A 23,127-nucleotide genomic window follows, 5' to 3' on the forward strand; every position below is an offset into this window, starting at 1 on the left:
ATAGAAATGGCCACGATCGTCGACACCCCGGATCTCCGCAGCCAAGCTGTGCATCAGCATGAGCGCGTCGGCACGTCGGTGCTGCTGCGCTATGGCACCGGGCAGCTGGGCGCGCAGATCTTTCGCGATACGCCAGCAGTCCTGCTCCCGCTGTTTCTCACGACGATGCTGGGGGTGGAGGCTTGGGCGGCCGGCCTGGTGGTGTTGATCCCCAAGCTATGGCTGATCGTGTGCGATCCGCTGGTCGGCGCATGGTCCGATCGGCTGCGGGGACGATATGGCCGCACGCCGTTCCTGGTGGGCGGGGCCATCCTTACCAGCCTTGGCTTCGTGGCCCTGTTCACGCTGACCCATAGCGGCAGCCCGCTGTGGTCAGCTGGCATCACCTGCTTGCTGTTCTTCCTGGCTTCCACGGCATTTTCGATGTTTTCGGTGCCGTATCTGGCGATCGCTGCGGCGCTCTCGCACGATGCGCATGAGCGGACACGGATCATGGTGTTCCGCATGATCTTTTCCACGTTGGGCGTTCTGGTCGGCGTGGGTGTCGCGCAGCCTTTGATCTACGCTCTGGGCGGCGGTGCGCATGGGTGGACGGTGATGGCGCTGGTGCTGGGCGCGATCTGCCTTGGCACGATGCTGGTCACTGCGCTTGGCCTGATGCGCACGCCGATGATCCGCGACGAAGCGCTGCCGGGCAGCCTGCTGGCGCAGCTTGGCGCCATTCGCGGCAACCGCCCGTTTCTGGTCCTGCTGGCTACCTGCCTGATCCAGAACATCGGGCAGGCATCCGGTTACACGGTGATCGGCTTCATCTATCTCTATGCCATTCAGGCCATCTGGATTGTGCCGTTCTTCATCCTGGTAATGGCGGTTGCCGGGATTGCCGCCCAGCCGATGTGGCTGGCGCTGTCGCGGCGCTGGGGCAAGGAGCGGACATATGTCGTCGCGTCCGCCTTGTGGGCCGCCGTCACCGCGACCTGGTTCTTCATCCACCCGGCAACGGATGTGCTGCTGACCATCCCGGGCGTCGGCGCGCTCGGCACGCAGCACGTGCTGGTGCTGGTGCGCGGCGCCATCATCGGGATCGTCAATTCGGCATTCGTCATGCTTTCCCTCTCGATGCTGACCGACACGATCGACTATGAGCGGCGGCGCAAGGGGATCGCCAACGAAGGCGTATTCGCAGGGCTGTTCTCGGCCTTGGAAAAGCTGTCGTTCGCGCTTGGCCCCGTGGTGGCCGGCCTGGTGATGAGCGCGTTCGGTTTCGTGTCGTCCACAGGTGGGGCGGCGGCGCAAAGCCCCCATGCGATTGCCGGCATCGTCTTGCTTTACAGTCTGATCCCTGCGGCTACGCAGCTGATCAGCCTGCTCGTATTTTCGCAGTACCGGCTGCCTGCCCGCCATTAACATGGTATGCACCTAGCACCCGCTAACGGGTGCGCCAAGGGACTGAAAAAGGTAGATATAGATACATGAATACACGCGCACTTCTTCCCGTCCTGACCGGTCTTGCCATCGTGGGCATGTCCGCGGCCTCCTCCACCGCCTTCGCGGCGCCGGACGCGGCTGCGGGCAAGAAAATCTACATACGCTGCATGGCCTGCCATACGATCCAGCCCGGCGGGCCGAACAAGGTGGGCCCCAACCTGTCCGGCGTCGTGGGTCGCAAGGCGGCGCAGGTGAAGGGCTTTCGCTATTCTGCCGCCATGCAGAAGGCCAACGTGACCTGGAATGAGGCGACGCTTGACAAGTGGCTGATGCGCCCTGCCAGCGTGGTCCCCGGCACGTCGATGGCCTTTGCGGGACTGTCCAAGCCCGAAGATCGCGCGGCGGTCATCGCTTACCTGAAAAAGCCGGCGCCCTGATCATGACGGGGGGGAACGGTTTAGGACGACGCGAGGTCCTGCTTGGCGGCGCGGCATTTGCCGTGGCGATGACGGGTGGCCGGGCGCTGGCCGCGGCTATACCTGGCCGCGTGATGCTGCAAACGCCGGAAGGGCGCGCCATTTCGGTGACCGAGTGGCGTCCCGCTGGCAGGCCGCGCGGCATCATCCTGTTCTCGCACGGCGCGGGATCGTCCCCATCCTTTTACGGTCGCATCGTCGATCCCTGGGTTGCGGCGGGCTGGCATGTGCTGGCGCCACTACACGTGGACTCGCGCGAGCATCCCGACCTTGCGAAGTTTCCTGGCCTGCTGAGCTGGAAAGCCCGGGTCGAGGATATGCGTGCGCTTATCGCGCATATTGGCGATGCGCCGTTCGTTGCCGCCGGACATTCGTATGGCGGTCTTACCGCGACGATGCTGAGCGGTGCACAGCCCGTGGTGCCCGAAGGCCTGTCATTGCCGCTTGTGCCCAGGCTGGCAAAAGCAGTGATCGCGTTTTCCCCGCCACCCATCATTCCCGCGCTGGTGACCCAGCAGGGCTACGCACAGATCGCCGTGCCCGCGCTGATCCAGACCGGCACGCGCGATCTGGTGGCCGGCCTTACCACGCAAGGCCCGGACGGATGGAACGTGCACCTCGCCGCGTTCGAGGCGCCTGCACCGGGCGGGAATCGCTACGGACTGGTGCTGGAAGGCGCCGATCACTACTTCGGCGGCGCGATTTGCGATTCCACGAAGCCGGGGCCGATGCAGCTTGCCCCGCTGGAACTTGCCAACGCAAGGGTGGCGCTTTTCCTGGAAGGCTACGGCGCCAGCAATGTACGCGCCCGACGGCGGCTTGATTCTCTAGTAACCCAGGCGCTGCCCGCTCGATTGATGAAACGCTAGCGGGCTGTCCCGTTCAGAACCCCAGCGCGCCGGGGTTCATCAATCCCTGGGGGTCCAGTTCTGACTTGATGGCGCGCAGCAATGACGCGGCCGGTGGGGCAAGGCGCTGCTGATACGTATAGGCGCGGCCAAGCTGGAAATGCCCCGCGCCGAAGTCCTGCATCAGCGCGATGATGGCGATCTTCAGATCTTCGACGTAAGCCCGCGATGCCGCGTTCGGTGCAAAATCGGGCTTTGAAGACAGGTAATCCTCGCCCAGCGTCGTGCGGTGATAATCGGTCCGGTCATCGGGCCAGTACAGCGCGACTTCATAAAGGAAGCCCGAAGGCCCGACGGGCGAGAACATGGTGCCAAGCCACACGCCGAGCGCGTCCATCTCCGGCTTGCGCTTGGCGATCAGGTCCTTGAACGCGGCGTCGAACGCCACCGCCTGATCGTGCGCGAACACGCCGTGTACCGGCACCCAGCGTTCGCCATTGGGTCCGAGTACGTTGAACAGCGGCGCGAACGGGATCGATTGCACGAACGTGGGGATAGAGTTCGCGATCTCGCGGCCAAGACCATCCAGCAGGCGGCGCAGCAGTTTAGCCTTGATCGCCGCTTCCTGCGCATCGAAACCCTCGATGATGAAGTGGCACATGTAGGCGCCGGCGCGCATCGCGTCTTCGCCGGCGATCGCCATGCGCATCAATTGCGCGATGCCCTTGGCCTTGTTGGGCGCCCGCCTGAGCACTTGCAGCGCGATCTTCGCACGTGCGCCGATGCCTTCCTGCCGCCCGATCTGCCCTTGAGACAACGCCAGGTCCAGCCCGAAATGGCTATCGTCAAGCCGCGCCATGGCAGCTTTTCGCGACGCGGCATGATAGGCGGCGAAGCTGTCGAACGCGAAGCTCAGACATACGAAGTGCGGCAACACCGGCAGCAGCGGCAAGCGGATGCGCGCCTTGATCCCGAACACGCCGCAATCGCCGGTGAACAGCCCAGTCAGGTCCGGCCCGTAAAAGCGCATGGCCGTGCTGGCGCTGGTCGAGAGCAGTTCGCCGCTGGCTAACACCACGTCCATGGACAGCACCGACTGGGCCGAGATGCCGTGCATGGTGCTGCCGTGGCTCAGCGTGTTCTGGCTCATCGATCCCCCCACCGTCGCAGCAATCCCCGAGAACGGCCCCCAGAACGGCGTGCGCAGCCCCTTGGCATCGAGCGCAGTCTTCAGATTTGCCCAGGTAACCCCGGTTCCGACGGTGACGATTGCGGCCTGCTCGTCAATCTCGATTGCATCGAGCGCGCCGGTGTCGAACACCACGTGCCCGCCGTCGGGTAGGATATAGCCATCAGTGTAGGACGCACCGCCGCCGCGCGGCACCATCGCCACGCCGAACTTCGCGCAGGTCCGCACCGCCTGTTGCAGCGCAGCCACGTCCGTGGGACGCACCACCGCCAGCGGTAATCCGCCGCCGCGATATACATCGTTGGCGAAGAAGGAGAGCGCGCTGCCCTCATGAATGACGCTGTCGGTTCCCAGCGCCGATACCAGCGCCCCGATCACGTCATTATCCAAGACAGCGCTGCGCATTGAAAATCAATTCCCCTGTTGTGGGCGATCGCCACCTTCGGCCGGATTTGGCCGTCACATGATTGCTTCCAGGCATTTGTACACCGCGCGGGCGAGCCCGGAATTGACCAGCCGGGCTAAGGGCGATCAGGGCTGCGCGATATCGTGTATCGCCGCGTCGTAGCTGGCCTGGGTATGAGCCTGCCCAGCTTCGTCCGCATCCTTGAGCTGGTGATAGAACAGCCGCTGCAGGAAATCCTGGCGCCGTACTTCGCGTTCTTCCAGCGCCGTCTGGTCAAGGGCCAAGTTTTCAATGCCGCCGGCAAGGTCGAGCCCCTGTGCGGCAGCCACGCGTTCCGCGCTGTCCAGCCGGTCGCGCACAACGCACAATTCGTTGGCCAGGACCATGATCATCGACATCGCGGCGTCCAGCCCCGGCGTATCATAGAACTGGGGACGCTTGCCACGCGCATGGCGCACCATATGGGGGCGCTCGATGGTGGGTGTATCGTTCATGTAAAGGCTTGTCCTGTGTTACGCAGCCATGGCCGTTTTTGCGGGCTTGCGCGCGATCAGCACTTCCCAGCCGCCGCCCGGCGCAAATTCGCCGGCGGTGAATTCGCGCTCGGCGACATGCTCGGACGCTTCCTGGCTATAGCCGTCGGCAGCAGCGGCAAACTCCATCACCGCCATCGGCGCGGTGTCGAAGCGCACGTCCGCACGGGCAAATCCGGCCCGCTCAGCCAGAGCAACCTGATCCAGATCGCGCATCGCGCCCCAGAACGGTTCGTTGTTGTACCAGGTCTCGTTATCGAGAATGAACTGGGTGAACGGGTCCATCAGATCGAAGGGCGGCAAGTCCGCGTGGATCATCAGGCCGCCGGGCGCGAGCACGCGGTAGGCTTCCTCGAAAATCCTGGGCATCGCCTTGCCGCTGGTTTCGTGCAGCAGGATGTGGCTGACCACCAGATCGAAGTGCCCATCCGGGAAGGTAGTGTTTTCCGCGTTCATCTGCGCGAAGTTCACATCCTGCCCCATCGCGGCGGCGCGGGCATGGGCATAGCGCACGACGGGCGCGCCAACATCGATGCCCCATACTTCGGCGTCCGGGAACAGTTCCTTGTACGGCAGCGTGGAGTGGCCCACCGTACAGCCCATGTCGAGGATGCGGCGCGGTTTGAAATCGGGCATGTTGCGCTTGACGTAGTTGACGACCGAACGGCCCATGTCGTCATTGTCCGGCCCGGTGTAACCCATCGCATACAGATAGACGCCCCGGTCATACAGGGCGCCGACCGCGATATCGTCGGCGCAGACCTGGGTGCAGTAGCCACCCGGCATGCAATGGATGTCCAGCGCGGTGACATAGCGGGGCGGCTCGAAGCCTTCCGGTATCTCAAGTGCGGCCGATGCCGAAGCGGACAGGGCCTTGGCGCTTTCCAGAAGTTCGGGAAGCTGACGGTCTACAGAGCCGATTACCGATTCCCACAGCAGTTCCTGCGCGATGCGGTTTGCGGCGGCGTAGTGCTGGAAATACGGATCGGGCACCATGGCGGCGCGAATGTCGCGCCGGTCCACCGGCGGGCGACCGTGCTGCTTTTCAAAGCTGCGCGCGGCACGGCCCTGATACACCGGTGTAAGTCCCGGCAGCAAAGTAGACTGAATGAAGCCTTTGAAGCTTTTGGCAAATTCCTGCCGCGCGGCCTCGTCAGCGGTCGCCTTGGGCAGCGCGGCATGAGGTGCTTGCTGGAAGGTGTTAAGCATGGACGACTCCGCTGATCCCTGGAACTGCATCTTGCAGTGTCGCGCCTGGGACGGCAGCATCTGCTGACGGTTATCCGATTGGCGATCATACGATGCTAGTGCGTTACCTTCGCGCACGAAAACGCAAAAAACCGATCAACCGTGTGGACCTGTTCACCGGCCCGAACTGAGGGATCATCGAATGGACGACATGAAGTTCTCGCGCCGGCAGGGGCTTGGCCTTGCGGGGCTCGCGGCCGGCCTTGCTGCCGCGCCATCGCTCGCCCAGGCGGCCGCTGCAAAGCCGAGCAAGGCGACGCCCGCATTCAAGACCAAAATCGATTTCAAGGATCCTGAATGGACGCGCGACACCTACGTGCGGCTTGACGCCGACATCGATCCCACCAAGGAAAAATGTGGCTGGATCAAGGGCAAGGCCTACGGCGTGAGGCCCAACGAGCCTGTCCGTCAGCTGTTCGACGTGGAAGGCTTCAGCTTCGTGCGCACCAAGCGCCTGGAAGATGGATCGTACCGCCGCATGCTGCGCGAAATCGTGTTCTACCGCGATCTCAAGACCGGCGAGATCATGAAGACCTGGGCCAATCCCTACACCGGGGAAACGGTGAAGGTCGTGCCGATCGCCAACGATCCGTTCAATTTCACGATCAGCCAGTGGGCGCCCGAGCCGCCGTCGTATGGCGGGCTCAACAAGGACAAGCCGCCGCGCACGCCCTTCCTGCAGGACTGGCAGTTCGGCCCCAACGGCACGATGTTGCTGCGTTCGGACATTGACATGCAGTATCCCAACGCCCTTGATCCGGCCAAGTGGGTGCGCGAGTCCTCAGGCCCGATGAACCGGGTGTCGGAGCATTTCATCTATACCGTGAAGCGGGCCGATGTAGAAAACCCCAATCTGACGCATATTCCGCACATCGGCGCGTGGAGCCGCATCACGCCCTGGCTGCCCTGGATGCTGATGGGGCAGGCGGAAGGCCACGTGGATTATTTCACCCATTTCCAGACCGTGGAAAACGGCGTGGCAGGCTTGCCTGCGGATCTTGTCGCGGCGGCACGGGCGATGGATGAAAAGTGGCTGACCGCACCGACCGAAGATTACGGTCCTTCGCTGTCGAGCCTGGAAAATTACGCGCGCGAGCAAACGCCGGCACCGGTTCCGGCAGGCTGGAGCCCGCCTAAGCCGCCAGCAGCGCCCAAGGCCCTGGTGCGCAAACCGGGCTGATCGCGCCGGATGTAGGATCATGGCGGGGTGGTCGTAAGGCTGCCCCGTCTTTTTTATGGGCTATGCCCGGAGGTTGGCCGCGGGGGCCGGATCGGCTGCGCGTCGTGTAGAGAAACACAGACACCATCCGGTAGTATCGCCGAAGCCCAGGGAGGGTCGCTGGCAGCGGCCCTCCCTGTGGACATCAGGTTCAGCCGTTCAGCTTGTCCTTGACGGCCTTGGCCGGCGTGAACGACAGCTTCTTGGACGCCTTGATGGTCATCGCCTCGCCGGTGGCGGGGTTGCGACCTTCGCGCTCGGGGCTGTCCTTGACCTTGAACTTGCCAAAGCCGCTCAGCGAGATTTCTTCGCCCTTGGCGGCGGCATCGCCGATGGTGGTGAACACGGCATCGACGATCTTGCGGGCGTCAGCCTTGGTTACACCAGCGCTTTCGGCAATCGCATCGGCGAGTTCGTTGTTGTTCATGTCCATTCTTCCTGTCGATTAGGGTTTTGGGACACTGTCCTTAGCGGGATCAAAGCCGCCCGTCATCGCCCAGAATGCACCGCAATGCGCATTTGCGCCCCATTCCGGCGTGTTTATCCCCCGCTTGGCACACCATTACCGCTTGTGGCGGGGGCAGGGACGTCCGATTCCACCAGTCCGCCACCCAGCGAGCGGTACAGTTCGACCAGGTTGCTCGCCTGGGTCTGGCGTGTGGTGATCAGCAGTTGCTCAGCCGAATACGCGGTCCGCTGCGAGTCCAGCGTCGTCAGAAACGAGTCCACCCCTGCCCGAAAACGGGCATCCGACAAGCGCGCGGCAATCTGTGCAGCGTTGGCTCGGGCTTTCTGGGCACGTAGCTGATCGTCTATCCGACCGCGCTGGGCCAGCGCATCCGCCACTTCGCGAAAGGCGGTTTGGATGGCTTTTTCATACGTCGCCACCGCGACCTGCTGCGATGCCTTGGCATAAGCCAGGTTGCCGGCGTTGCGACCATAATCGAACAGCGTCAGCGACGCGCTGGGCGACGCGTTATACGTATAGCTGCCGCTTTTGAACAAACCGGTCAGCGCGCTCGCGACCGTGCCCAGGGTGCCGGTGAGCGAGATGCTGGGAAAGAACGCGGCGCGGGCCGCGCCGATGTTGGCATTCTCGGCGATCAGCTTGTGTTCGGCTTCGACAACATCGGGGCGACGCAGCAATACCTCTGACGAGATCTGACCGGGCAAGGCATCGCGCGTTGCGGGCTCTGTGCCCAGCCCTGCCGGCAACTGGTCTGCCGGCACGGTGGTGCCCACCAGCAGGTTAAGCGCGTTCTGGTCCTGCGCCAGACTTGTCTCAAGCGTGGCGATATCGTTGATCGCACCCTGATAGCTGGATTCTGCCTGCCGGACTTCCAGCTCCGATCCCGTGCCGATGCGGAACTGCGCCTGGGTAAGACGTAGCGTTTCCTCGAAGGCTTTCGCCGTCTTGCGCGATATGGTCAGCTGCTCGGCGTCGGCGGCCATCGTGAGCCAGGCGGTGGCGATTTCCGCGATCAGGGTGATGCGGGTGGAGCGCTGCGCTTCTCCGGTGGCGAAGAACTGCTCCTGCGCGGCGCGGGTGAGATTGCGCACCCGCCCGAACAGATCGAGCTCGAACGACGACAGGCCAACGGTGGCCTGATACGCTTCGATGTCCGAGCCGCCGCCAGTGCCCTGGATGTTGTTGGTGTAAGTTGCCGTGCCGCCCGCCGTGATCGAAGGCAGCTGGTCGGCCCGTTGCACCCGGTACTGTGCGCGGGCTTGCAAGACGTTGCCGGCCGCGATCCGCAGATCCCGGTTGTTGGCAAGGCCGGTTTCGATCACCTGGCGCAAGCGCGGATCGAGAAAGAACTGGCGCCAGCCGACCCGCGAAATATCCGTCCCGTCGGTGGCGGCTGACGGATATGCGCCGCCTTGCGGCAGGGCTGCCGGGACGGCGCCGGTTGGCCGCACATACTTGGGCGCGAGATTACACCCGGAGAGCAGCGCAGTTCCGGCCAGAATGGAGCCGAGGATTGAGGGGCGATGCAAAAGGGTCATGATCACACTTCCTGCGGCGACGAGCCGCTATTGCTTTGTGCGTCGGCGGCTTGGCCTTGTTTTTTCCGGGTGTCGGTCTGGCCGTGCTTGAACAGCCGGCTGATGACCACGAAGAACATCGGAACGAAGAACAATCCGAACACGGTAGCGGACACGACACCGCCTACCACCGCGCGGCCAATCGCGTTCTGCCCGCCAGCCCCCGCGCCGCTGGACAAGGCAAGTGGCATGACGCCGAAGCCGAACGCCAGCGAGGTCATCAGGATCGGTCGGATACGCAGTTTGGCGGCTTCTATCGCCGCATCGAAGGCGTTCATTCCGGAAAGCACCCGTTCCTCCGCGAACTCGACGATCAGGATCGCGTTCTTGGCGGCAAGGCCAATCGTGGTGATCAAGCCGACCTGAAGATAGATGTCGTTATTCAGGCCTGTCAGCCAGGCCGCGAGAACGGCCCCGACCACGCCCAGGGGCACGACCAGGATAACCGCGATAGGCACGGACCAGCTTTCGTACAGCGCGGCCAGGCACAAGAACACGATCGCCAGCGACAACGCGTAAAGCGATGTCGATTGTCCGCTGGACAAGCGTTCCTCGTAAGACAGGCCCGTCCATTCAATGCCGGTTCCCGGGCCGACCTTTTCGTGCAGTTCTTCCATCGCTTTCATGGCCTCGCCGGTGCTTTGGCCTTCGGCCGGGGCGCCTTGGAGTTCCATTGCCGGCTGACCGTTGTAACGGCTGAGGATGACCGGGGCCTTTTTCCAGTCCATCGTTGAGAAGGCGCTGAACGGCGCCATCTCGCCACTCGTTCCACGCACGTACAGGTTTTGCAGATCTTCGGGCTTCGAGCGATAGGCCTCGTCTGCCTGGATGTAGACACGCTTGGTCCTGCCGCGGTCCAGAAAGTCGTTCACATAGGCGCCGCCCCACGCCGTCGATATCTCGGTGTTGATGGCGCTCAGGTCCAGGCCCAAGGCACCGGCCTTGTCCTGGTCGATCTTGACGTCCAGCTGCGCGGTATCGTCGAGGCTGACGGGGCGTACCTGCGCAAGGCGCTTATCGCCAGCGGCCATGCCCAGCATCTGGTTGCGCGCGGCAAGCAGCTTGTCATGTCCGGCGCCGGTTTTGTCCACCAGCCAAAGGTCAAATCCGGTCGCATTGCCCAATTCGGACACGGCAGGCGGAATGACCGCGAAGATCGAGGCGTCGCGGTACTTTGAAAATGCCCCCATTGCGCGTTGCGCGATCGCTGGTGCGCGGTTTTCGCTGCCGCTTCTGTCAGCCCAGTCCCTCAGCTTGACGAAAGCGATACCGGCGTTTTGGCCTTGGCCGGAAAACGAGAACCCGGAAATTGTGAATATGCCGTCGACGTTCGCCTTCTCGTCCACCATAAAGTGATTTCTCACGACCGCCAGCGCCTTGTCGGTTCGCGGCGTTGTCGAGCCTGCCGGTCCCTGCACAATCGTGAACATTACGCCTTGGTCTTCTTCGGGCAGAAAGCCTCCCGGCAGACGCGTGAAGAGAAAAGCCATTACCGCGAAAATCAGCAGGTAGACCAGGCCCGAGCGTTTCCAGCCGGTTGCTGTCTTGCGCACGCCGCCTTCGTACTTTTCAGTGCCGCGCTCGAACTTGTCATTGAACCAGGCAAAAAAACGGCCAAACAGGCCGCGTCCCGGCGTGTGGTTCGGATCTGCTGGCTTAAGTATCGTGGCGCACAATGCGGGCGTAAGGATCAATGCCACCATGACCGACAGCGCCATCGACGATACGATCGTGATGGAGAACTGGCGATAGATGACGCCGGTGGAACCGCCGAAGAATGCCATTGGCAAGAACACCGCCGAAAGCACCAGACCCACGCCGATCAGCGCACCGCTGATCTCGTCCATGGATTTGCGCGCGGCTTCCTTTGGCGAAAGGTGCTCTGTTTGGATCAGGCGTTCGACGTTTTCAACGACCACGATCGCGTCGTCGACAAGCAGGCCAATGGCAAGCACCATGCCAAACAATGTCAGGGTGTTGATGGAATATCCCAGTATGGACATGATGCCGAACGTGCCGAGAAGCACCACCGGCACCGCGATCGTGGGGATCAAGGTGGCGCGCCAGTTCTGAAGGAACAGGAACATCACCAGGAACACCAGCACCACCGCTTCGATCAGGGTGTGGATCACCTGTTCGATCGACAGTCGTACAAACGGGGTGGAATCGTAGGGGAACGCCACCTTGACATCGGACGGGAAGCCCTTGGATATCTCGGTGACTTTGGCCTTGACCGCGTCCACCGTGGCCAACGCGTTCGCGCCGGACGCCAGCTTCACGGCAAACCCGGATGCGGCCTTCCCGTTGAAATTGGTCTCGAATCCGTAGTTCTCCGCGCCCAGCTCCACGCGCGCCACATCCCGCAGGCGCACGACCGCCCCGCCTTGCGTGGTGCGAAGGCGTATGTTGCCGAACTCTTCGGGGGTTTGCAGCCGCGATTGCACGGACACGGTGGCGTTCAGCATCTGCTCGTCAGATGCCGGACGCTGGCCGATCTGGCCTGCGGATACCTGCGCGTTCTGGGCTTGTACTGCGGTTGTGATATCCGCGATCGTCAGGTTATAGCTGCGCAGCTTCAACGGATCGACCCAGATGCGCATGGCGTACTGGGTGCCGAATATCGTCACTTCGCCCACGCCGTTGATCCGGCTGACCGGGTCTTGAACCTGGCTGACAATATAGTCCGCAAGGTCCGTAGCATTATGGCTACCGTTTTCGGAATACAAAGCCGTGACCAGCAGGAAGCTGGCGGCGGACTTCTGCACCAGAACGCCTTGGCGCTGCACTTCCTGCGGCAGTGTCGACGAGGCGGCCTGCAGCTTGTTCTGTACCTGCACCTGCGCGATGTCAGGATCAGTGCCTTGTTCGAAGGTCAGCGTGATCGTCGCAGTGCCGGCGGACGACGAGGATGATGAGAAGTAGCGCAGATGGTCGATGCCCTTAAGCTGCTGCTCGATGATCTGCGTTGTCGTGCGCTCCAGCGTTTCGGCATCGGCGCCTGGGTAGGTGGCGCTGATCGTCACCGTAGGCGGCGCGATTTCGGGAAACTGGGCGATGGGCAGGCTGCGGATCGCCAGGATGCCGCCCAGCATCATGACGATGGCAAGAACCCATGCAAAGATGGGCCGGTCGATGAAATAGCGTGACATGGCGGGTTACTGTCCCTTGCCAGCGGCGGCTTGAGAGCGCGGCCCCTGGCCCTGCTTGCCACCCTGGGGCTGAGGCGCGACGGGCTTCACCGGCGTCCCGGGCTGCAGCATCTGTGCGCCATCGACGACGACCTTGTCGCCTGGGGCAAGGCCGCTGGTGACCAGCCAGTTGGTACCCACCGTGCGCGGGGCCGTGATCTGGCGCGGCTCCAGCTTGTTCTGGGCTCCCACGACCATGACCGTCGGATTGCCCTTTTCATCGCGAGAGACCGCGACTTGCGGCACGAGCAGGGCATTGGTGCGGGTGCCCTCAACCATTTCGGCGCGAACATACATGCCGGGCAGCAGCAGGCCGCGCGGATTGGGGAACTGGGCGCGCACCACCTGGCTGCCGGTGGACGCATCCACGGTAACATCGGTGAACTTGAGCACGCCTTCCTGGTCATAGGTGCTGCCGTCTTCCAGCTTCAGCCGGACGCGCGCGCCCTTGCCTGCCGCATCCAGCTGTCCGGACAGGATCTGCTGGCGCAGCTTCAGCACATCGGCACTGGATTGCTGAATATCGACGAAGATCGGATCCAGCCGCTGGATCGTGGTCAGCGCGTCGGTTTGAGACGCGGAGACGAGCGCGCCGGTGGTGTAGGTGGACCTTCCGATACGGCCGGAGATCGGGGCACGAATCGTGGTGCGCGCAAGATCGATCTGCGCGGTGCGAAGATTGGCAAGCTGCGCGGCGACATCAGCGTGCGCCTGCTGCGCGGTGGTGACCGCGTTTTCGGCATCCTGCCGGGAGATCGCGTTGATCTTGGCCAGTTCCTTGTATCGCCGCGCCAGGGCATCATTCGATGCGATCGCGGCGCGGGCTTTTGCGAGCGCCGCGCGTGCGTTGGCGACCTGCGCCTGGTATGGCGCTGGATCGATGAGATAAAGTGGCTGGCCTGCGCGTACCTGATCGCCCTCCGTGAACAGTCGTTTCAGGATCAAGCCGTTCACCTGCGGACGCACGTCCGAGGTTTCATAGGCACTTGTCCTGCCCGGCAGTTCGGTGCTGAGCGTGACCGCCTGCTGCTTTACGGTGACAACGCCAACCTCTGGCGGCCCGGCGGGGGGCTGCTGGGGCGCTCCGCCTCCGCAGGCGGTCAAAAGCAGCACAAAGGCCGGAGCGATCTTTTTCATGGATTTATCCATCGACAGAGTTAAAGCGTGAGTGATCGTTCACTCATGATTCGAGCGGTAGGTATTGCGTTGCAACATATAATGCAAGAGGGCGATTGCGATGACGGAAAAGACTAGCACGAAACGGTCCCGCGGGTCGCGCTCCGAAGCGCGCAGGCGGCACTTGTTGGACCAGGCGCGCCAGTTGTTCGTCGAGCGCGGATTTCACCAGACCGGGATGGCGCAGATCGCTGCGGCATCGGGCATTGCGGTAGGTCAGATCTATCGCGACTTTGCCAACAAGGAAGCCATCGTTGCCGCCATCTGCGAGGCCGATGTGGCCGCCTGGCTGGAGGAAGAAAGCCTTGCTGTGGCGGTGGAGAGGCGCGACGGCGATGCGATCTATATGTGGATCGAGCAGGTCGCCATGCGTGTGCCAAGCCTTGAGGATCGGCGCTTGATGTGTGAAATGGTCGCCGAAGTGGGGCGCAACGCGCGGATTTCGGAGATCCATCGCAATGCCGAGCGGCGGCTGCATCAATGTCTTTCGGCGGCGATCGCCTCTCTGGCGCCCGATGTGCCGCAAGCCCAGCGTGATATCGTGGCCGAATTCATCATTACGCTGTCGTGGGGCATCGTAACGCGCGTCGAGCTGTCGACGAACGTGGATCCGGCGTCGTTCCGTGCCTATGTCACGAACCTGATAACGCGCGAGCTTCGCGCCATCGGGGGCGACGTACGTGGACCTGACCAAGTGTAAAGCGGGGTCTGGACAATCTCATGCCGTTGTATCATTCTGTCTTAAACAACGTCGAAAACGGCAACTTTGAGAGGCTGATGCGATGATGGACAACAGTGAAGTCGATTCGGGCGATAAGGCCATGATCATCCTGCAAAGCTTGATCTGCTATCTGCGGGAAAAAAATGTCCTGTCGCGTTCTGACATAGAAGAACTCAAGGATCGCGTTGAAGCCCGTATCGCCGCCACGGAAACGCATCTTCCTTGCGCCACGGCCATCGCGGCTGCAGCGGCCACGGAAATGCGTGAACTGGATGACTATTGCGGCAAGCGTTATGGTGGCAAGCATCGTCGCCGCGTAAACTAAGCCGACCCTTCCCGTCAGCCGCCGCCGCGACAACGCGTGCGGCTTCTGGGGGGCTTTTTCTATGCATTCGCACGGTGCCATGCATATGCGCGATCGCCGGGCTCAAGTCGGCCGATTCGGCATAAAAACGCGCCGGCGCTTTGTGCCATCGTCCGCAAAACTGAAATTCATACGAAAACACTACGCGGTCCATCGCTTCGCCGTCTCGAATTCCAACGGCGGACCGGCCTAATGGGTGCACTGCAGCTGACCTGCGCCGCATAGCGCGGCGGGGGCTGCGGGAGCACCGATATGCAGGACCTTCTCTGGGTCGGCCTTATCCTGATCTTGCTGGTGGCAAGCCTTGGCTATGTAGCCATGTGCAACCGGGCGTGAGGGGCGGGCAATCATGACCATCGATATGTGGCTGGCGGCCATCACCGCCTTGGGCCTTCTCGTCTACCTCGTGGCCGTGCTTGCACGCCCCGAACGTTTCTGACGGAGGCGTCCCATGACATTTGAGGGATGGCTGCTGATCGCGGCCTTCGTCGGTATCCTGCTCGCGCTCACCAAGCCGATAGGCCTTTGGCTTTTCGCTCTTTACGAAGGGCGGCGCACCGTGCTGCATCCGGTGATCGGTCCGGTCGAACGCGGGTTTTACCGGCTGGCCGGCATCAATGCCGAAGAAGATCAGTCCTGGCGCCGGTACGCGGTGCATATGTTGATCTTCAACGCCGCGCTGGCCCTGCTCACCTACGTGCTCTTACGGGCGCAGGCGGTGCTGCCGCTCAATCCCCAGGCGCTTGCCGCATTGCCTGAGCATCTTTCGTTCAACACTGCGGTCGCCTTCGTGACCAACACCAACTGGCAAAGCTATGCTGGCGAATCGACGATGTCGAACCTCAGCCAGATGCTCGCGCTGACCATTCACAACTTCCTGTCCGCCGCCACCGGCATCGCCCTGGCCTTTGCTCTGTTTCGCGGCTTTTCGCGGCGCAGCGCCACGGGCATCGGCAATTTCTGGGCGGATGTGACGCGCATTACACTCTATCTGCTGCTGCCGCTCAGCATCGTCTACGCGCTGTTCCTGATAGCCAGCGGCGTGCCACAGACGCTTGCCGGTTCGGTTGACGTCAATACGCTGGAAGGCGTGCGGCAAACGCTGGCGCTTGGTCCCGTGGCCTCGCAGGAAGCCATCAAGATGCTGGGCACCAACGGTGGCGGTTTCTTCAACGTCAATTCGGCGCACCCGTTCGAAAACCCGACCGGGCTGACTGACTTCGTGCAGATGCTGTCGATCTTCGCGATCGGCATGGGTTTGACCTATACCTTCGGCAAGGCGGTGAACAACACCCGCCAGGGCTGGGCGATCCTGGCTGCGATGATGATCCTGTTCCTGGCAGGCACCACCATCGCCTACTGGCAGGAAGCGGTCGGTAATCCGATCCTCCACAACCTCGGCGTCGCTGGCGGCAACATGGAGGGCAAGGAAGTGCGCTTTGGCATTGCCGCCTCGGCGCTGTTCTCGGTCGTCACCACGGCGGCAAGCTGCGGCGCGGTGAACGCCATGCATGACAGCTTCACGGCCCTTGGCGGCATGATTCCGCTGTTCAACATGCAGCTTGGCGAAGTCGTCGTCGGCGGCGTGGGCGCCGGGATCTACGGGTTCCTTCTGTTCGCGATCCTTGCGGTGTTCGTGGCTGGCCTGATGGTCGGGCGCACGCCGGAATATGTCGGCAAGAAGATCGAGAGCCGCGAGGTGAAGCTGGCGGTTCTGGCGATCGCGGTGCTGCCGCTGGTAATCCTGGGCTTCACCGCGCTGGCATCGGTGCTGCCCGCAGGCCTTGCCGGACCTTTGAACAAGGGGCCGCACGGGTTCTCCGAGATCCTCTACGCCTTCACCAGCGCGGTGGCCAACAACGGCTCGGCGTTCGCGGGGCTGACGGCCAGCACACCGTTTTACGATGGCCTGCTGGGTGTTGCGATGTGGATCGGGCGCTTCTTCATCATCATCCCGATGCTGGCGATCGCGGGCAGCCTGGCGGCGAAGAAATATACGCCGGAAACCGCCGGCAGTTTCCCCACCACCGGTCTGCTGTGGACGGGTCTGCTGGTGGGCATCGTGCTCATCGTGGGCGGCCTCACCTTCCTGCCCGGTCTTGCCCTTGGCCCCATCGCCGATCATCTTGCGATGATCCGCGGCCAGCTTTTCTAAGGATCACCGACATGGCCCGGTCCGCCTCCAAGTCCGTTTTCACCGCCGACCTGATCGTTCCTGCGATCGGCGACGCATTTCGCAAACTCAATCCCAAGGAGCTGATCCGCAACCCGGTGATGTTCACCACCGCCGTCGTTGCCACGCTGCTCACAGCGCTGCTGGTGGTGGGCCACGATGGCCTGACCATCGGCTTCAAGCTTCAGCTGGTCGTCTGGCTGTGGCTGACGGTGCTGTTCGGCACGTTCGCCGAGGCGCTGGCCGAAGGGCGCGGCAAGGCGCAGGCCGCCTCGCTGCGCGCCACCCAGGCCGAACTGACGGCCAAGCGTCTGAAGGGCGACGGCGATCGCTACGACGACGTTCCCGCCAGCGCGCTGCGCAAAGGCGACGTGGTGCTGGTGCAGACCGGCGATCTGATCCCGTCCGACGGTGAAGTGGTTGCCGGGGTCGCCTCCGTCAACGAGGCGGCGATCACCGGCGAGAGCGCGCCGGTGATCCGCGAGGCGGGCGGCGACCGTTCGGCAGTGACGGCGGGCACCCGCGTCATTTCGGACGAGATCCGCGTGCAGGTTACCGTCAATCCGGGGCAGGGCTTTCTTGATCGCATGATCGCCCTGGTCGAAGGCGCGGAGCGGCAGAAGACGCCGAATGAAATCGCGCTTACGCTGCTGCTGGTGGGACTGACGATCATCTTCCTTATCGCAGTCGCCACGATTCCGGGCTTTGCCAGCTATGCGGGCGGTAGCGTGCCGGTGGCGATCCTTGCCGCCCTGCTGATCACCTTGATCCCCACCACGATCGCCGCGCTGCTGTCCGCGATCGGCATTGCCGGGATGGATCGGCTGGTGCGCTTCAACGTGCTGGCGAAATCCGGCCGCGCGGTGGAAGCGGCGGGCGACGTTGACGTGCTGCTGCTCGACAAGACCGGCACGATCACCGTGGGCGACCGGCAGGCGACGGAGTTCCGTCCGGTCTCGGGTGTTGACGTAGGCCAGCTGGCGGATGCGGCGCTGCTCGCCAGCTTGGCGGACGAAACGCCGGAAGGCCGCTCGATCGTGGTGCTGGCGCGTGACAGCTTCGGGGTGACCGGCACGGCGCTGCCGGAAGGCGCGGAAGTCATCCCGTTTACCGCGCAGACCCGGATATCGGGCGTTTCCATCGGCGGGCGGACGATCCAGAAAGGCGCGGTCCAGGCCATCTTGAAGGCGCATCCCGCCGCCGGCTCGACAACCGCGGCCACCGAACTGCGCCGCGTGACCGACGAAATCGCGCGGGCAGGGGGCACTCCGCTGGCGGTGGCGGTGGACGGCCGGCTGCTGGGCGCGATCTTCCTCAAGGATATCGTCAAGGCCAACATTCGCGAGCGTTTCGGCGAATTGCGCACGATGGGCATCCGCACGGTGATGATCACCGGCGACAACCCGCTGACCGCCGCATCCATCGCCGCCGAAGCCGGGGTCGACGATTTTCTCGCCGAAGCAACGCCGGAGGACAAGCTGGAGCTGATCCGCAAGGAACAGCAGGGCGGGCGCCTGGTCGCGATGTGCGGCGATGGCACCAACGATGCGCCTGCGCTGGCGCAGGCGGACGTGGGCGTGGCGATGAACACCGGCACCCAGGCCGCGCGTGAAGCGGGCAACATGGTCGATCTGGACAGCGATCCCACCAAGCTGATCGAGGTGGTGGGTCTGGGCAAGCAATTGCTGATGACGCGCGGCGCGCTCACCACGTTCTCCGTGGCGAACGACGTGGCCAAATACTTCGCCATCATTCCGGCGATGTTCGTGGCGCTCTATCCCGGCCTTGGCGTGCTCAACGTGATGCGGCTCGGGACGCCCGAAAGCGCGATCCTGTCCGCGATCATCTTCAACGCGCTGATCATCCCGCTGCTGGTGCCGCTGGCGCTGAAGGGTGTGAAGTACAAGCCGATGGCGGCCGGCCCGCTGCTGGCGCGCAATCTGGCGGTCTACGGCCTTGGTGGCCTGATCGCCCCGTTCGTTGGCATCAAGATCATCGACCTGGCCGTAAACGGCCTGGGTCTTGCCTGAGGAGGCGCACCGTGAATAACGATATTCTCTCGTCCCTGCGTCCCGCTCTGGTGATGACGCTGCTGTTCGCGCTGCTGCTGGGGATCGGCTATCCGCTGGCGATGACCGGGATCGCGCAAGTGCTGTTTCCGTCGCAGGCCAACGGCAGCCTGGTGACCAGCGGCGGCAGGGTGGTCGGCTCGTCGGTCGTCGGGCAGGCTTTCACGTCTGAGCGCTATTTCCAGACGCGCCCGTCCGCCGCTGGCAAGGGTTATGACGGCATGGCATCGTCCGGCTCCAACCTGGGCCCCACCTCCAAGGTGCTGGCAGACCGCGTGAAGGCGCAGGTCAGCGCGATGCAGTCGGCAGAGCCGGGCAAGGCGATCCCGGCGGATCTGGTGACGACGTCCGCATCCGGGCTGGACCCGGATATCACGCCGCAGGCCGCGTTCTATCAGATCGATCGCGTGGCGCGGGTGCGGGGCGTGGATGCCGAAGCGCTGCGCCGCGTGGTGGCCGCAAGCATCGAACAGCCGCTGCTGGGCTTCATTGGCGAGCCGCACGTCAACGTGTTCGAACTGAATCGACGGCTCGACGGTCTTGGCGCTAAACCGGCGCGGTGACCGAATCCGATCGACCTTCTCCGCAAGCCCTCCTGCGCCAGGCCGCGCAGGAGGGTCGTGGCCGTCTCAAGGTGTTCCTGGGGGCCGCACCCGGTGTAGGCAAGACCTGGGAAATGCTGACCGAGGGGCGGGAGCGGCGTGAAAGCGGGATCGACGTCGTGGTCGGCGTTGTCGAAACCCACGGCCGGCGCGAAACCGAGGCGCTGGTGCATGGGCACGAGATCGTCCCGCGCCATGAGGTGGCGCACAAGGGCCATACGTTGGCCGAAATGGACATTGACGCGCTGCTGGAACGCCGCCCGCAGCTGGCGCTGGTGGATGAACTGGCGCACACCAATGCGCCGGGCAGCCGCCATCCCAAACGCTATCAGGATGTAGAGGAACTGCTGGACGCGGGGATCGACGTCTATTCCACGATCAACATCCAGCACGTGGAAAGCCTGAACGACGTTGTGGCGTCTTTCACGCGGGTGCGGGTGCGCGAAACCGTGCCGGATTCGTTTCTGGAGCAGGCCGAGATCGAGGTTGTCGACATCCCGCCCGATGAACTGATCGAGCGGCTGAAGGACGGCAAGGTCTATATCCCGCAGGAAGCGACGCGGGCGCTCAACCATTTCTTTTCCAAGACCAACCTGACCGCGCTGCGCGAACTGGCGCTGCGCCGCGCGGCACAGGCGGTGGACGCCCAGATGCTGGAGCATGTGCGCGCCAACGCGCTGGCCGGCAGCTTCGCGGTGGGTGAGCGCATTATAGTGGCCGTCAGCGAGCATGCGCATGCCGCCGGACTGGTGCGTGCCGGCAAGCGCCTGGCCGATGCGCTGCGTGCGCCTTGGACCGCGGTGCACATCGAGACGCAGCGCGATCAGGCCTTTTCCGACGCGGATCGGCGGCAACTGGCCGATACCCTTGCGCTCGCCTCGCGGCTGGGGGCGGCAACCTCCAGCATCCCCGCAGCGGACGTGGTGGACGGGCTGACCCGGTTTGCCGGCGATGCCCGTGCCACCCAGATCGTGCTCGGCAAGTCCACCCGTTCCTGGTGGTTCGAACTGCGCCATGGCTCGGTGGTGGACCGGCTGGTACGCACGCTGGGCGATGTGGCGATCCATGTGATGCCGTCCGATCCGGAGGAAGGCAAAGCCGCGGTCCGCCGGCAACGCGTGCGCACGCCGTGGGGTGCGCCGCTGGATTACGTGCTGTCGTCGCTGATGGTGGCGGCGATGACGGTGCTGGGACGGCTGTTGCTGGAAGTTATCGATCTCAGCAACATTTCCCTGCTGTATCTGGTGCCGGTGATGTTCGCGGCGGCCACCTTCGGCTTGCGGGCCGGGCTGTTTGCCGGACTTGCCTCCAGCCTTGCGTACAATTTCTTCTTCCTGCCGCCCACCGGCACGCTGACGGTCAGTAATCCCGAGAACGTGATTTCAATCCTCGTGCTGCTGGGGGTCGCGATCGTGACCAGCCAGTTTGCGGCGCGGGTGAAGATGCAGGCGGACCTGGCAGGCTCCAGCGCCCGGCAGAACGCCGCGCTCGCCAGCTTTTCGCGCCAGCTTACCGCGTCCGCCACCCATGCCGAACTGACGCAGGCCATCTGCGCGGAGGTGGCGCGCCTGCTGAATGTGCGCACGGTGTTGTTGCTGCCATCGCCGGCGGGGCCGGTTTTACAAGCCGCCTTTCCCCCGGAGGACCGGCTGGAGCAGATCGAGCAGGCGGCGGCGCAATGGGCGATGGACAACGAACAGCCCGCCGGGCGCGGCTCCACCACCCTGACCGCGTCGGACTGGCTGTTTCACCCCTTGCGCACCACGCGCCGGGTGCTGGGCGTGCTGGGCCTGGCGCGTGAGGATGCGGGCGATCCCCTGCGCTCGGATCAGGTGCCGCTGCTGATGAGCCTGCTCGATCAGGCCTCGATCGCGCTGGACCGCATGGTGCTGGAAGAGGAGAACATGCGCGCGCAGGCGCTGGGGGAGCGCGACCGCTTGCGCTCCGCGCTGCTGTCGTCCGTCAGCCACGATTTGCGCACGCCGCTCACCACCATCATGTCGGCAGCGCAGGCGATGAAGCGCCATCCCAGCATCGAACTGGCCGAGACGATCGAGACCGAAGCGCAGCGGCTCAATCGCTTCGTGGCGAACCTGCTGGACATGGCGCGGGTTGAGGCGGGCGCCCTGCCGATGAAGCCCGAGGCGACCGACATGTTCGATGCGGTGGCAAGCGCGGTGCATGATACCCGTGCGTCGTTGGCGGACCACGCGGTTAAGGTGGAGATTCCGCCTGACATTCCGCTGGTCCGGCTCGATCCAGTGCTGCTGCACCATTGCCTCATCAACCTGCTGGACAACGCGGGGCGCTATGCCGATCCCGGCACGCCGATCCTGATCCGCTGCCGCCGGATTCCCGGCGCCCTGCTGCTGGCGGTCGCGGACGAAGGGCCGGGCATCCCGCCGGGCCAGGAACGCCGCGTGTTCGAAACCTTTACCCGGCTCGAAGGCTCCGACCGGGTCCGCCACGGTACCGGCCTTGGCCTTGCCATCGTCAAGGCATTCACCGAAGCGATGGGTCTTTCCGTGGAAGCGGCCAATCGGGAGGAGGGGCAGGGCGCCTGCTTCACCATCCGCATTCCCGAAAGCCTGATCATGGCCAATTTCGAAAGCGAGGACGTGGAATGAAAGTGCGGCACAAGGTCCTTATCGTGGACGATGAACCGCACATCCGGCGGTTGATCCAGGCCGCGCTGGTGCGGGCCGACTATGCGACCATCGAAGCGGCCACCGCGCGTGAAGGGCTGGACAAACTGCGCGACGAGCGGCCCGATATCGCGCTGCTGGACCTGGGCCTGCCGGACCGGGACGGGCTGGAACTGGTGCCCTTGTTCAAGCAGCATTCCGACACCACGCTGATCGTGGTGTCCGCGCGCGACGCGACCGAGGAGAAGGTGGCCGCGCTCGATCTGGGGGCGGACGATTACCTGACCAAGCCGTTCGATACCGACGAACTGCTGGCCCGCGTGCGCGTGGCCTTGCGCAACCGCATGACGCGCGGCGGCGGCGTGCCGGCGCTGAGCGTGGGTGATGTGAAAATTGATCTGCTGGAGCGCCGCGTCACCAAGGGCGGGGCCGAAGTGCATCTGACGCCCAAGGAATACGCGGTGCTGTCCCAGCTCGCCAAGTTTCCGGGCCGGGTGATCACGCATGGGCAGATCATGGCGCAAGTCTGGCCGCACGAAGTGGAGCACCACGTGGAATACTTGCGCGTGCTGGTGCGCACTTTGCGCCAGAAGCTGGAGGACGATCCTCAGCAGCCGCGCATCATCGGCAACGAACTGGGGATCGGTTACCGCCTGCACGCCAGCCCGGACGGTGGCGCGCCGGCCCGCGACTAGGGTCCGGACTCATTAGAGCCACCATATGACGAAGGCGGCGATGGCGATGGTTGCCATGAAGGTCTTGATGTTGCGGTCAAACCTGGTGGCTACGCGGCGCC

Annotated in this window: 19 protein-coding genes; 12 read left to right on the forward strand and 7 right to left on the reverse strand. The window is 63.7% G+C overall.

Translation table 11 applies throughout. The annotated features are described in order from the left end of the window. Window positions 1-6 precede the first annotated feature (6 nt). The 3 genes from ASE49_RS06150 (at window position 7) to ASE49_RS06160 (ending at window position 2,773) form a co-directional block, all read left to right on the forward strand. On the forward strand, window positions 7-1,407 hold the full coding sequence (locus ASE49_RS06150; RefSeq protein WP_082456331.1) for an MFS transporter: 1,401 nt from the start codon (window positions 7-9) through the stop codon (window positions 1,405-1,407). Window positions 1,408-1,472: 65 nt separating this feature from the next. Continuing rightward, on the forward strand, window positions 1,473-1,865 hold the full coding sequence (locus ASE49_RS06155; protein WP_056769397.1) for a c-type cytochrome: 393 nt from the start codon (window positions 1,473-1,475) through the stop codon (window positions 1,863-1,865). A 2-nt stretch (window positions 1,866-1,867) separates the two neighbouring features. After that, a complete protein-coding gene (locus tag ASE49_RS06160; RefSeq protein ID WP_056769399.1) occupies window positions 1,868-2,773 on the forward strand; it encodes an alpha/beta hydrolase family protein in 906 nt (301 codons plus the stop codon). Between the two features lie 13 nt (window positions 2,774-2,786). On the opposite strand, the gene ASE49_RS06165 is transcribed toward ASE49_RS06160, so the two are convergent. The 3 genes from ASE49_RS06165 to ASE49_RS06175 all read right to left on the reverse strand — a co-directional run bounded on the left by ASE49_RS06165 (window position 2,787) and on the right by ASE49_RS06175 (window position 6,089). Then, complete coding sequence (locus tag ASE49_RS06165; protein ID WP_056769400.1) at window positions 2,787-4,346, reverse strand: FAD-binding oxidoreductase; 1,560 nt, start codon at window positions 4,344-4,346, stop codon at window positions 2,787-2,789. 126 nt (window positions 4,347-4,472) lie between these two features. Then, window positions 4,473-4,841: a hypothetical protein gene (locus ASE49_RS06170; protein ID WP_056769402.1), complete on the reverse strand. Its 369-nt coding sequence runs from the start codon at window positions 4,839-4,841 to the stop codon at window positions 4,473-4,475. An 18-nt stretch (window positions 4,842-4,859) separates the two neighbouring features. Beyond that, complete coding sequence (locus ASE49_RS06175) at window positions 4,860-6,089, reverse strand: class I SAM-dependent methyltransferase (RefSeq protein WP_056769459.1); 1,230 nt, start codon at window positions 6,087-6,089, stop codon at window positions 4,860-4,862. A 181-nt stretch (window positions 6,090-6,270) separates the two neighbouring features. Here ASE49_RS06175 and ASE49_RS06180 point away from each other — a divergent pair, with 181 nt between their 5' ends. Further along, window positions 6,271-7,308, forward strand: a complete 1,038-nt coding sequence (locus ASE49_RS06180; protein WP_056769403.1) for a DUF1838 family protein — start codon at window positions 6,271-6,273, stop codon at window positions 7,306-7,308. A 190-nt stretch (window positions 7,309-7,498) separates the two neighbouring features. Here ASE49_RS06180 and ASE49_RS06185 read toward each other — a convergent pair whose 3' ends face one another. From ASE49_RS06185 to ASE49_RS06200, 4 genes are all read right to left on the reverse strand, one after another. Continuing rightward, the gene (locus ASE49_RS06185; RefSeq protein ID WP_056769462.1) at window positions 7,499-7,774 is read right to left on the reverse strand and encodes an HU family DNA-binding protein; all 276 of its coding nucleotides are present in this window, start codon (window positions 7,772-7,774) and stop codon (window positions 7,499-7,501) included. Window positions 7,775-7,887: 113 nt separating this feature from the next. Further along, window positions 7,888-9,354 (reverse strand): efflux transporter outer membrane subunit, encoded by a 1,467-nt coding sequence (locus ASE49_RS06190; protein ID WP_156370152.1) that lies wholly within the window; start codon window positions 9,352-9,354, stop codon window positions 7,888-7,890. Between the two features lie 2 nt (window positions 9,355-9,356). After that, a complete protein-coding gene (locus ASE49_RS06195; RefSeq protein ID WP_056769408.1) occupies window positions 9,357-12,542 on the reverse strand; it encodes an efflux RND transporter permease subunit in 3,186 nt (1,061 codons plus the stop codon). Window positions 12,543-12,548: 6 nt separating this feature from the next. Beyond that, window positions 12,549-13,718, reverse strand: coding sequence for an efflux RND transporter periplasmic adaptor subunit (locus ASE49_RS06200; RefSeq protein WP_056769410.1), 1,170 nt, complete (start codon window positions 13,716-13,718; stop codon window positions 12,549-12,551). Between the two features lie 166 nt (window positions 13,719-13,884). Between ASE49_RS06200 and ASE49_RS06205 the strand changes: the two genes are divergently transcribed. The 8 genes from ASE49_RS06205 (at window position 13,885) to ASE49_RS06240 (ending at window position 23,026) form a co-directional block, all read left to right on the forward strand. Further along, window positions 13,885-14,457 carry a TetR/AcrR family transcriptional regulator gene (locus tag ASE49_RS06205; protein WP_235522864.1) on the forward strand — a complete coding sequence of 191 codons (573 nt, stop codon included), beginning with the start codon at window positions 13,885-13,887 and terminating at the stop codon, window positions 14,455-14,457. Between the two features lie 82 nt (window positions 14,458-14,539). After that, a complete protein-coding gene (locus ASE49_RS06210) occupies window positions 14,540-14,803 on the forward strand; it encodes a hypothetical protein (RefSeq protein ID WP_056769416.1) in 264 nt (87 codons plus the stop codon). Between the two features lie 388 nt (window positions 14,804-15,191). Next, entirely contained in the window at window positions 15,192-15,281 is a 90-nt protein-coding gene (kdpF, locus tag ASE49_RS06215) for a K(+)-transporting ATPase subunit F (protein ID WP_056769419.1), read from the forward strand. 12 nt (window positions 15,282-15,293) lie between these two features. Next, window positions 15,294-16,997, forward strand: a complete 1,704-nt coding sequence (gene kdpA / locus ASE49_RS06220; protein ID WP_056769423.1) for a potassium-transporting ATPase subunit KdpA — start codon at window positions 15,294-15,296, stop codon at window positions 16,995-16,997. Between the two features lie 11 nt (window positions 16,998-17,008). After that, window positions 17,009-19,045: a potassium-transporting ATPase subunit KdpB gene (gene kdpB / locus ASE49_RS06225; protein WP_056769425.1), complete on the forward strand. Its 2,037-nt coding sequence runs from the start codon at window positions 17,009-17,011 to the stop codon at window positions 19,043-19,045. 11 nt (window positions 19,046-19,056) lie between these two features. Further along, a complete protein-coding gene (gene kdpC, locus ASE49_RS06230) occupies window positions 19,057-19,647 on the forward strand; it encodes a potassium-transporting ATPase subunit KdpC (protein WP_082456332.1) in 591 nt (196 codons plus the stop codon). Next, window positions 19,644-22,313: a sensor histidine kinase gene (locus ASE49_RS06235; RefSeq protein WP_056769429.1), complete on the forward strand. Its 2,670-nt coding sequence runs from the start codon at window positions 19,644-19,646 to the stop codon at window positions 22,311-22,313. The genes kdpC and ASE49_RS06235 overlap by 4 nt, the downstream gene beginning before the upstream one ends. Next, window positions 22,310-23,026, forward strand: a complete 717-nt coding sequence (locus ASE49_RS06240; RefSeq protein ID WP_056769430.1) for a response regulator — start codon at window positions 22,310-22,312, stop codon at window positions 23,024-23,026. The genes ASE49_RS06235 and ASE49_RS06240 overlap by 4 nt, the downstream gene beginning before the upstream one ends. The last annotated feature ends 101 nt before the right edge of the window (window positions 23,027-23,127 follow it).

The organism is Novosphingobium sp. Leaf2 (assembly GCF_001421325.1).
Lineage (GTDB): Bacteria > Pseudomonadota > Alphaproteobacteria > Sphingomonadales > Sphingomonadaceae > Novosphingobium.

What these genes read in the sequence shown, in the direction of transcription:
- kdpA (WP_056769423.1), top strand. Translation starts at nt 15,294, where the DNA reads ATGACATTTGAGGGATGGCTGCTGATCGCGGCCTTCGTCGGTATCCTG.
- ASE49_RS06210 (WP_056769416.1), top strand. Translation starts at nt 14,540, where the DNA reads ATGATGGACAACAGTGAAGTCGATTCGGGCGATAAGGCCATGATCATC.
- ASE49_RS06165 (WP_056769400.1), bottom strand. Translation starts at nt 4,346, where the DNA reads ATGCGCAGCGCTGTCTTGGATAATGACGTGATCGGGGCGCTGGTATCG.
- ASE49_RS06175 (WP_056769459.1), bottom strand. Translation starts at nt 6,089, where the DNA reads ATGCTTAACACCTTCCAGCAAGCACCTCATGCCGCGCTGCCCAAGGCG.
- ASE49_RS06155 (WP_056769397.1), top strand. Translation starts at nt 1,473, where the DNA reads ATGAATACACGCGCACTTCTTCCCGTCCTGACCGGTCTTGCCATCGTG.
- ASE49_RS06180 (WP_056769403.1), top strand. Translation starts at nt 6,271, where the DNA reads ATGGACGACATGAAGTTCTCGCGCCGGCAGGGGCTTGGCCTTGCGGGG.
- ASE49_RS06195 (WP_056769408.1), bottom strand. Translation starts at nt 12,542, where the DNA reads ATGTCACGCTATTTCATCGACCGGCCCATCTTTGCATGGGTTCTTGCC.
- ASE49_RS06150 (WP_082456331.1), top strand. Translation starts at nt 7, where the DNA reads ATGGCCACGATCGTCGACACCCCGGATCTCCGCAGCCAAGCTGTGCAT.
- ASE49_RS06160 (WP_056769399.1), top strand. Translation starts at nt 1,868, where the DNA reads ATGACGGGGGGGAACGGTTTAGGACGACGCGAGGTCCTGCTTGGCGGC.
- kdpF (WP_056769419.1), top strand. Translation starts at nt 15,192, where the DNA reads ATGACCATCGATATGTGGCTGGCGGCCATCACCGCCTTGGGCCTTCTC.
- kdpB (WP_056769425.1), top strand. Translation starts at nt 17,009, where the DNA reads ATGGCCCGGTCCGCCTCCAAGTCCGTTTTCACCGCCGACCTGATCGTT.
- ASE49_RS06170 (WP_056769402.1), bottom strand. Translation starts at nt 4,841, where the DNA reads ATGAACGATACACCCACCATCGAGCGCCCCCATATGGTGCGCCATGCG.
- ASE49_RS06185 (WP_056769462.1), bottom strand. Translation starts at nt 7,774, where the DNA reads ATGAACAACAACGAACTCGCCGATGCGATTGCCGAAAGCGCTGGTGTA.
- ASE49_RS06190 (WP_156370152.1), bottom strand. Translation starts at nt 9,354, where the DNA reads ATGACCCTTTTGCATCGCCCCTCAATCCTCGGCTCCATTCTGGCCGGA.
- ASE49_RS06200 (WP_056769410.1), bottom strand. Translation starts at nt 13,718, where the DNA reads ATGAAAAAGATCGCTCCGGCCTTTGTGCTGCTTTTGACCGCCTGCGGA.
- ASE49_RS06240 (WP_056769430.1), top strand. Translation starts at nt 22,310, where the DNA reads ATGAAAGTGCGGCACAAGGTCCTTATCGTGGACGATGAACCGCACATC.